We start from the raw sequence: 9461 nt of genomic DNA, 5'->3' as shown, positions 1-9461 counted from the left end.
TTTTGGCGCCTGACTCCCTCATGCTGGAAATCGTCATCCTACCGGCCCTGAGCGATAACTATATTTATCTGCTGCGCGACTCGGCCGGCAATAAAACCGCCGTGGTCGACCCCGCCGAGGCCGAGCCGGTGCTGCGAGCCTTACAGGACAGAGACTGGCATCTGGATTACGTATTCAACACCCACCACCACGGCGACCATGTAGGCGGCAATTTGGCGCTCAAGCAAGCCACCGCTTGCAAAATCGTGGCCGCCGCCTCGGACCGTTCGCGGATTCCCGGACTGGATATCGGCGTGGCTGACGGCGACAAAGTGGCTCTGGGCCAGCAGCTGTTCCAGGTATTAGCCGCGCCCGGACACACCTTGGGACATATTGCTTTTTACGCCGCCGACAGCCGGGCCCTGTTTTGCGGAGACACCTTGTTTTCGCTGGGCTGCGGCCGCCTGTTCGAGGGCACGGCGGAACAGATGTGGCAGTCGCTGCAAACCCTGAAAGCCCTGCCCGGCGATACGCGCATTTATTGCGCCCACGAATATACGCAAGCCAACGGCCGTTTCGCGTTGACACTGGAAGCGGATAATCCGGATTTACAACGGCGCATGGCGGAGGTAACCGGTCTGCGGGAGAAAAACTTGCCCACCTTGCCCTCGACCATGGCCGATGAGCTGAAAACCAATCCCTTTCTACGCGAACACAGCCCCAGTCTGCGCCAAGCCGTTGCCGCCGACCCCAGCGAGCCTCCGGCGCGGGTGTTTGCCAAAATCCGGCTGTTAAAAGATCATTTCCGCTAATCAGCGCTTGCTGGTTTTGATTATCGTAAATTTGGCATTGGCGGCCACGGCTTCCCAATGACCGAACAGTTTTTTCAGATGGCTGTGATAATTCAAATGCCGGTTGCCGATCACCCGCAATTCACCGCCCCCGCGCAGCACGCGTCTGGCCTGATCAAACATTTGCCAAGCGATATGATCGCCCACGGCATGCTGCTGATGAAATGGCGGATTACAGACTATACAATCGGCGCTGTTTTCGGCAAAACCCGTCAAACCATCCCCCACCAGGAATTCGGCTTGCCGCTGCCCGGCGAAGGCGCGCATGAAATTGTCCTTGGCCGAGGCCACCGCCATGTACGATTCATCGACAAACCGTATCCTCGCCTCGGGCAACCGTTGCGCGATCATCAAACCCACCACGCCATTGCCGCAACCCAAATCGATGAAGTCGCGGTGCGCGGGATTGTCCGGCAGGTGCTGCAATAAAAAACGGGTGCCTATATCCAGGCTGTCGCGGGAAAACACATTGGCGTGATTGTCCAGCGGAAAATCGTAATTTACCCCATTTACGTCGACGTCCAAGCGATATTGCCGCGGGTAGGGATTGGCCGGAATTCGCAAGCGACGATCGAGATCGGCAAAAATCAACCGGGCTTTTTTGACTGCCAGCGAGGTGCGGGTAGGCCCTATCAAAGCTTCCAGGCATTTCCATACATTGGCGCTCAAGGCCTTGACCATGCCGGCGACTATGATTTTGGTCGCGGGTGTCAGCAAGGGCCGTAGCATATGTAATTGATACTCCAGCAAGCCTAGGGTTTTCGGCGCCTTGATCAAAAGGTAATCGATGGGCCTGTCGGGCAGGCTCAGGCTATCCAACAACATTAACCCCGCGAGATCCAGCCGGTTCAGTTCGGCATTGTTTAGGGTAGCTTGCCGGGACAGGAAGGAATCGGAAATTGCCGTCGGCCGGTAACGATGCAAAGCCAGGGTCAGCGCCCCAAAACTGTCGTTTACTATGACAATATGCGCGGCGGGCTCGGGCGCATCAGCGGCGGCCAGATGCTCCAGCAGATAGCTGTCCGCCGCGTCCCAAGCCCGCAGTAGGTCGTTTTTTCGATACGGTAGCCGTCTCAGCCGCAAGCGGCCTTGCGGAAATTCAAAGTCAGTTTGCATGGATTGATCAACAAGGTGGCAGCGACAATTTGCCACGCGGCTTTATGCCACATTTTCAAAGTCGTATTGTTTGGCTAGACTGCAAGGAACTCTTGTATGCGTCCCGTTGGGGATAAGAGTTACTTCCCTCTTAGACGGTCGGCTCTCTTCTCGGTCCGACCGTTTTTTTTGCCTGTCAAAAGCGGCTCAATGCATACCGAACAAGCGATAAAAATTGTTCCGGGATTGCTCGGCAATTTCCTCGACGCGGCAATTGCGTAATTCGGCAATATACTCCGCCACATGCCTGACATAGGTCGGATAGTTGGGTTTGCCTCGATGAGGCGCCGGCGCCAGATAGGGCGAGTCGGTCTCGATCAGGAAACGGTCCGCCGGCACTTTTCGCGCCACATCTTGTATGGCCCGAGCGTTTTTAAAGGTAACGATGCCGGAAAACGAAATATAAAAATTCAAATCCAGGGCTTTCTCGGCATAAGCCCAATCTTCGGTAAAGCAATGAATGATGCCGCCAACCCGGTCGGCGCCTTCGGCCCGCAAAACGTCCAGCGAGTCGTGGCCGGCTTCGCGGGTATGTATGATCAGGGGTTTATGCAAGGCTTTGGCGACCTCGATATGATTCCTGAAGCGCCGATGCTGCCAGGCCAAATCGCCTTCGCCGCGAAAATAATCCAGACCGGTCTCGCCTATGGCGATGACTTTGTCATGCTTGGCCAAATTCAGCAGTTCATCCACGCTGGCTTCCCTGCCCTCGGTGACATTGGGATGTACCCCGACAGAGAGTGAAATCCGCGGATATGGCGCTATCAATGCCAACATGTCGGGATACGACTCCAGATCTATGGCTATACACAACATATGCTCGATCTGCTTGGCGTCCGCGTCCCGCATAAAGGCGGCAAAGTCGTTGTTATAGGGTTTCAGATCGATACGATCCAGGTGACAATGCGAGTCAATGAACATGAGTTTGGCTATGAGTGGCGACCGGGCCCCATCATGCGCCCGACGCGAGATTACATGGTATGGGTGGAGCGATCGTTTTCCAGGGCGCCAGCCAGATAGTTTTCGATTTTATTGCGCGCCATGCCGCCGTCCTGGTCGCTGAATTGCACGCCTATCCCCGGCGCCCGGTAACCTTCGGCACCCAGCGGGGTTTTCCAAATGATTTTGCCGGCGATCGGCAATCTTTCGGTTTCTTCCATCAAATTCAGCAACATAAACACCTCTTCGCCCATTTCGTATTCCCGCTTGGTGGGAATGAACAGCCCGCCGTTTTTAATGAACGGCATATAGGCGGCATACAATGCATTTTTATCTTTAATCGATAAGGACAGGATGCCCTGCCTGGGTGCTGCGTCTGCCATGAAGTTATCGGTTGTTGAGTTGCGACCAGCTGATCAAGACTTGCTCAAGCAGCAATTGTTTATTGATTGGCGTACTCAATTGCGCCCGCGCAATCAACAGGCTATCGTAAAAACGGTAAACGGCCTTTAATTCTAGCCGCTTGGCAAGGGCTTGCAAGGGTTTTTTCATGTCCGGATTGAGCAATTGGCCGGGATCGATTTGAAACGCCGATTTAATAATATCGGCCACCCAACCTATCATCCAGGTCAGCAGCACGCTCAATTCCAATCCGTCGGGTTTTTGCCATTGCTCGGCCACTGCTACCAGATTTTTCTTGTTTTCGGCGATCTGCAACCAAATATCGAAACACTCCCGCCTGGCATCGATAAAATTTTGCCGGGCGTATTCCGCGGCCAACAATGGCGCGCCTTGGGACAGGCTTAATAGCACAGGGTAATTTTCCGCTATCCCTTGCTGCTTTAACCATGCCTCGGCTATATTCCGCTCGGGCGCTTCGCAGCTTAACATTTGGCAACGGCTGCGTATGGTGGCGGGCAAGCGGGACGGTTTTTCGCTCAGCAGCAGTAGACAGGTGCGCGCCGTGGGCTCTTCCAGGCACTTTAAAAAGGCGTTGGCGGAAGCGTTGTTCAGACTGTCGGCCGGACTGATAATCACCACCCGATATTTATCAAATTGCGGTTTTAATGCCAGCTTGCTTATCAGTTGGCGGATCTTATCGATACCTATTGCCTTACCCGGCTCCTCCGGCTCCAGCAGCAAAAAATCCGGGTGGGTCCGCGCCTCGAACAGTTTGCAACTCTGACACTGCCCGCAAGCGGCATAATCGCTTAACGGCGCATGACACATTAACGCTTGCGCATAGCCTTCCGCCAACCGCCGCTTACCTATCCCGGCAAGCCCGCTAAGCAATACGGCTTGCGGAATCCGCCGCAACTCGATATAGCCCAACAAATGCCGCCAGACCGCTTGTTGCCAGGGGTATACCGCCGACGGCATCATGATGTTATTGCCTCAAGCGCGCGACCGATCTGTTCTTGCACATCGGCTAGCGGCAAACTGGCGTCGATAATGGCGTAGCGCCTTGGCTCCTGACGAGCGCGGGCCAAATAGGCTTGCCGTACCCGCTCAAAAAAATCGCGCCGTTCGCTTTCAAACCTGTCCAGATTGCCTCGCTGCCGGGCGCGCAACAAGCCGGTTTCCACCGGCGCATCCAGCAGCAAAGTCAGATCCGGACGCATTTCGCCTTGTACGGTATTTTCCAGCCAGGCAATGATCGCTTGGTCCATCTGTCGGCCACCGCCCTGGTAAGCATAAGTGGCATCGGTAAACCGGTCGCTTAGTACCCATTGTCCTTGCGCCAGGGCGGGCAGGATAACATGGTGGATGTGTTGCGAGCGGGCAGCAAACATCAGCAATAATTCCGCCTCCGGCGTGACGGATTCGTTGTGCTGTTCCAGCAGAAGCCGGCGGATTTTTTCCGCCAATTCGGTACCGCCGGGCTCCCGGGTCAAAATGACGGACAATTGCTTTTGCACCAGTAACTGCCGGATGAATTGCAGGTTGGTCGATTTACCGACCCCTTCACCCCCTTCCAACGTGATAAAGCGCCCCCGTTTCATCGTTGATATTGGCTGACGAATTTTTCATGCGCGCTGTAAGTAGCCGAAAAAACATGCCGGCCATTGCCGCGCGCGACAAAAAACAGGTCGTCGCCATCCGCCGGATGCAGCGCCGCCTGAATTGCGGCCTTGCCGGGCATGGCTATCGGCGTCGGCGGCAGGCCTTTATTGACATAGGTGTTGTAAGGCGTCGGCTCCCGCAAATCGCTGCGACGGATATTGCCCTGGTACCCGTCACCCATGCCGTAAATGACGGTGGGGTCGGTTTGCAGCAACATGCCCAGTTTCAAACGCCGGGTAAATACCCCGGCAATTTTCTTACGCTCCTCCGCCGCCGCGGTTTCCTTTTCGATGATTGATGCCAATATCAATGCTTGGTAAGGGCTTTCCAGCGGCAGGTCCCGGTCGCGATTCCGCCATTCGGCGGCAATCACGCGCTGCATTTTGTCATGGGCGCGTTTCAGCAACTCCACATCCGTGCTGTTTTTTTCAAAGTAATAGGTATCGGGAAAGAACAGTCCTTCCGGATGTTCCCGGTCGGAGCCGATCTTGCTCATCAACTCGCTAAACTCTTGCTCCGACAAGGTATGTTGCAAATTCGGATTGTCCTTGATGGCTTGAAGAACTTGTTTAAAACTCCAACCTTCGGGAAAGGTTATCGAATAGCGCCGGGTTTTGCCTTCCGCCAGCAAAGCCAAAATATCCGCCGCGGTAGCACCCTTGGGTAGCACGTATTCGCCCACTTTCAACATTCGGTCCACATGAGTCCGGTAGGCAAACCACTTGAACCAGAAAGCATGGACCGCAATACGTTGGGCTTTTAATTGTTTGATCACGCTATCCAGCGTGTCGCCCTTTTTGATTTCCAGGTTGACGGTATTCGTCACCAACGGTTTTTTCAACAGAATCTGGTAGTGCATCCCACCCCAAATCAATAAGAGTCCCAACACCATCAAGCCGGTAAACGCGACTATGCTTCTGATCATAAGTTTGCTTCCCGATTGCGTGCCCGGGCATACCATTGCTGCATATCGCGGGTAATCCCACCCACGCCAAAGCACTGACTATCAAGCTGCTTTACAGGCCAAATACCAATCACCGAATTGGTGACAAACACTTCGTCGGCCTCTAAAACGCTTTGCATATTAAAGTGATTTTCCGCCAGGCCCAGGCCATTGCGGATTGCGAACTCTATCACAATTTTCCGCACTATCCCTTCAATACCGCAATTAGTCAGCGAGGGCGTGTGCAATAAACCCTGTTTGACAAAAAACAGATTGCTCATGGTGCCTTCCACGACGTGCTCGTCATAGTCCAGCATCACCCCTTCCTGCACCGTATCGTCCCGCCACTCGGCGCGGGCCAATACCTGCTCCAAGCGATTGAGATGCTTGATGCCCGCCAAGGACGGATTTCTCGCCAGGCGCTGCCGGCAAAAGCGGGCGACGATGCCTTGCTCATGGAAACTGTCCGGATAGTCGGGATAAGGATGCAGACTAAACAGACGGGTAGGCATAATCGGTTCGGGTTGACGGTAACCCCGACCGCCGCTACCGCGCGTAACGATCAACTTTAAAACCGCTCTATCGACGCCGGCGGACAATTGCCGGGCTTCCGCCGCAAACAGCGCGGGGTCCGGAAGCGGTAAGCTTAAGCGTTGACAGCCTTTTGTTAAACGGGCTAAGTGCTGGTCCCAAAACAATGGCTTGCCATTGCAAACCGCGATGGTCTCAAACAGACCATCGCCGTATTGAAAGCCCCTGTCAGAGGCATCGATGCAGTGCCTGCTTTCGCCATTTAATAAAAACATGGACGGACACTGCGCTGAAGAGATTTTTATTGATAACGCTTGAATACCAAAGTGCCATTGGTACCGCCAAATCCGAAGGAATTGGACATGGCAATGTCTATTTTCATATCCCGGGCGATATTGGGCACATAATCCAAATCGCATTCAGGATCGGGATTTTCCAAATTGATGGTTGGCGGCGCGATTTGATTCTGAATCGCCAACGCGGTCAAAACCGCTTCAATACCGCCGGCCGCACCCAACAAATGGCCTATCATGGATTTGGTGGAACTGACCGCCACTTTATAGGCATGTTCGCCCAGGGCGGTTTTCATGGCATGGGTTTCGCCGACATCGCCCGCCGGCGTGGAAGTACCGTGCGCGTTGATGTAATCGACATCTCCGGGGTTCAGCTGGGCATCGCGCAAGGCATTGCGCATGCAGCGAGCAGCCCCCTCGCCGCCCATGGAGGGCGAGGTGATGTGATAAGCGTCGCCGCTCATGCCGTAGCCGACCAATTCGGCATAAATTTTTGCCCCGCGAGCCTTGGCGTGCTCCAGTTCTTCCAGAACGACCACGCCCGCGCCATCGCTGAGCACGAAACCGTCTCGGTCTCTGTCCCAGGGCCTGCTGGCTCTTTGCGGATCGTCATTTCTACGCGACAGGGCTTTTGCCGAGGCAAAGCCGCCCATGGCCGTCGGCGAAGTGGTGCAGCGCTCCGCGCCGCCCGCCACCATCACATCGACGTCACCGTATTTGATCAGCCGCGCGGCGTCGCCAATGTTATGCGTACCGGTGGAACAAGCCGTGACAATGGAAAAATTCGGGCCTTTCAAGCCGTATTTGATCGACAGGTTTCCGGAAATCATATTGATGATATTGCCGGGCACGAAAAACGGCGAAATTTTACGAGGACCACCGGCCACGTAGGTGGCATAACATTCCTCGATACCGGTAATACCGCCGATACCGGCACCTATCGCCACACCGATGCGCTCGGCGTTTTCCTCGGTCACCACGATACCGGCGTCCTCAAACGCCTGACAGCCGGCTGCTATTCCGTAATGCACAAAGCCGTCCATACGCTTGGCATCTTTCTCGGGAATATAATCGCCAATATTGAAGTTTCTGATCACACCGCCGAACGTAGTTGCGAAACTGGAAATATCAAAGGAATCAATAGGACCAATACCGCTTTTGCCGTTAATGATGCCATCCCAGGTATCGGTAACATTATTCGCTAAGGGCGTAACAGCGCCTAAGCCCGTTATAACAACTCGACGTGTGCTCACAATAAACTACCGTTTCGGTTAGAGGTACTCAGAGAGGAATGCAGAAAGGCCGCTGGCGTTTTATACGTCAGCGGCCTTGAATAACAATATCTTTTTATTGCAGATTGGCGTTGATGTAATCAATTGCCAATTGTACGGTGGTGATTTTTTCAGCTTCTTCGTCTGGAATTTCACACTCGAATTCTTCTTCCAGAGCCATGACGAGTTCAACTGTGTCTAAAGAATCCGCACCAAGATCATCAACAAAAGACGCATCGTTTGCGATTTCTTCTTTCACGCCTAATTGTTCCGCGACAATCTTTTTAACTCGTTCTTCGATATTACTCATATTTTTTTCCTCGAACAATGCGAACGCCCGAATTACAGCATCCACCTTATCTTTAGTGTTGTATTGTTAATTTGAAATCTCGTCACAGGCCAGGCCAAACGACTTGGCGGATTATACTTGATGTTCGAAAAAATTCACAACATTAGCAGGCGCAATTCCAAGCATTTGATTGCTAATGCGTTTTAGAGCTTAAATTTTTGATGATTTCTTCCAATGGCACCAGATTCAGCTTGATTCTGAACAAAATATCCCGATTTTCCAGCAATCCGTAGCATTCGTAGGTACGCAACATGATGCTGGTCTGATTGAGGGTATTGTGGATAGACTCGGGCAATTGCTTGACCAAAATATGTAATTTGTCGTTATTTTTAACCCGCTCCAAACAAATTCTGTCGACAGAGAAATCATGCGACGTATAGACCATGGGGTTACGCTTGAAATCGTGATTTTCCAGTTGGGCCTTTTCCAGCAAAGCCCCCGAAGTCAAACTGCACGGAAACACCTCGGGATAATGCGCCACATGCTCCAACTCATCGAAATAATCCGACTGCTCGGCCAGGGAGCCCGACAAAAAGTTCTTCGCGTTGCCGTTGGTCATCCACTTACGCTTCAAAAAAAACTCCGTTCCGGGCACAAAAGACTTGTCCGGCAAGGCATTCAAGTCGGGCAAGGCGCTTAAATCGGTACCCGCCAAAAATAGCGGCGACTTGGTTTCTTTTTTATAGGCCAGCAAAATGGTTCTTCCCTGCGACTTGATCGCAATCCGGTTGGTCAGCGTCAATTCGGGTATGGTGGCAATCAAGGTTTTCTTGATATCCAGCGACAGTTCCTGCCGGGGGCGCAAGGCATTCACAAAAGTGATCTGGTAATTACTGAAACGCAACTGGTTTTCGGCGATGATCTTGTCCTCATGATGCGCCTCGCGATATCGTCTCATCTGGTGCTCGATCAAGGTATTCATCTGAAAACCCAACACTATCGGCCCCTTGAAGGGATTATGCGTTACCTGCAGCCACTTATGCTTGTCATGAAAAAGATTAAAGTCATCGGAGGCGGCTCGCGCCACCTCGATATGGATTTGGTCGAAAACAAACGGCGTTTCTTTGGTCATGGTTTTTTTATTGA

The 9461-nt window shown here is 53.1% G+C and carries 11 protein-coding genes; 1 reads left to right on the top strand and 10 read right to left on the bottom strand.

Annotation, left to right across the window (positions count from 1 at the left end):
• Window positions 1–791: hydroxyacylglutathione hydrolase (gloB, locus tag NP590_RS05545; RefSeq protein ID WP_371927249.1), on the top strand; the 791-nt coding region annotated here is incomplete at its 5' end.
• Here gloB and NP590_RS05540 read toward each other — a convergent pair.
• The 10 genes from NP590_RS05540 to NP590_RS05495 all read right to left on the bottom strand — a co-directional run bounded on the left by NP590_RS05540 (window position 792) and on the right by NP590_RS05495 (window position 9447).
• Window positions 792–1946 (bottom strand): methyltransferase, encoded by a 1155-nt coding sequence (locus NP590_RS05540; protein ID WP_256601264.1) that lies wholly within the window; start codon window positions 1944–1946, stop codon window positions 792–794. It abuts the gene before it with no gap.
• A gap of 186 nt (window positions 1947–2132) precedes the next feature.
• Entirely contained in the window at window positions 2133–2906 is a 774-nt protein-coding gene (locus tag NP590_RS05535; RefSeq protein ID WP_256601263.1) for a TatD family hydrolase, read from the bottom strand.
• 50 nt (window positions 2907–2956) lie between these two features.
• Complete coding sequence (locus NP590_RS05530; RefSeq protein WP_256601262.1) at window positions 2957–3307, bottom strand: PilZ domain-containing protein; 351 nt, start codon at window positions 3305–3307, stop codon at window positions 2957–2959.
• Between the two features lie 4 nt (window positions 3308–3311).
• Complete coding sequence (locus NP590_RS05525) at window positions 3312–4307, bottom strand: DNA polymerase III subunit delta' (protein ID WP_305888611.1); 996 nt, start codon at window positions 4305–4307, stop codon at window positions 3312–3314.
• Complete coding sequence (tmk, locus tag NP590_RS05520) at window positions 4304–4927, bottom strand: dTMP kinase (RefSeq protein WP_256601261.1); 624 nt, start codon at window positions 4925–4927, stop codon at window positions 4304–4306. The genes NP590_RS05525 and tmk overlap by 4 nt, the downstream gene beginning before the upstream one ends.
• Entirely contained in the window at window positions 4924–5913 is a 990-nt protein-coding gene (gene mltG, locus NP590_RS05515) for an endolytic transglycosylase MltG (RefSeq protein WP_256601260.1), read from the bottom strand. Before mltG ends, tmk begins: the two co-directional genes overlap by 4 nt.
• The gene (gene pabC, locus NP590_RS05510) at window positions 5910–6737 is read right to left on the bottom strand and encodes an aminodeoxychorismate lyase (protein WP_256601259.1); all 828 of its coding nucleotides are present in this window, start codon (window positions 6735–6737) and stop codon (window positions 5910–5912) included. Before pabC ends, mltG begins: the two co-directional genes overlap by 4 nt.
• A 26-nt stretch (window positions 6738–6763) precedes the next feature.
• Complete coding sequence (fabF, locus tag NP590_RS05505; RefSeq protein ID WP_256601258.1) at window positions 6764–8008, bottom strand: beta-ketoacyl-ACP synthase II; 1245 nt, start codon at window positions 8006–8008, stop codon at window positions 6764–6766.
• A gap of 94 nt (window positions 8009–8102) precedes the next feature.
• Window positions 8103–8336: an acyl carrier protein gene (gene acpP / locus NP590_RS05500; protein WP_013820083.1), complete on the bottom strand. Its 234-nt coding sequence runs from the start codon at window positions 8334–8336 to the stop codon at window positions 8103–8105.
• Window positions 8337–8508: 172 nt separating this feature from the next.
• Window positions 8509–9447, bottom strand: coding sequence for a hypothetical protein (locus NP590_RS05495; protein ID WP_256601257.1), 939 nt, complete (start codon window positions 9445–9447; stop codon window positions 8509–8511).
• Window positions 9448–9461 lie beyond the last annotated feature (14 nt).

The sequence above is a fragment of the Methylomonas subterranea genome (genome assembly GCF_024505185.1).
GTDB lineage: Bacteria > Pseudomonadota > Gammaproteobacteria > Methylococcales > Methylomonadaceae > Methylomonas > Methylomonas subterranea.
This window is presented reverse-complemented; position numbering and strand designations above follow the sequence as displayed.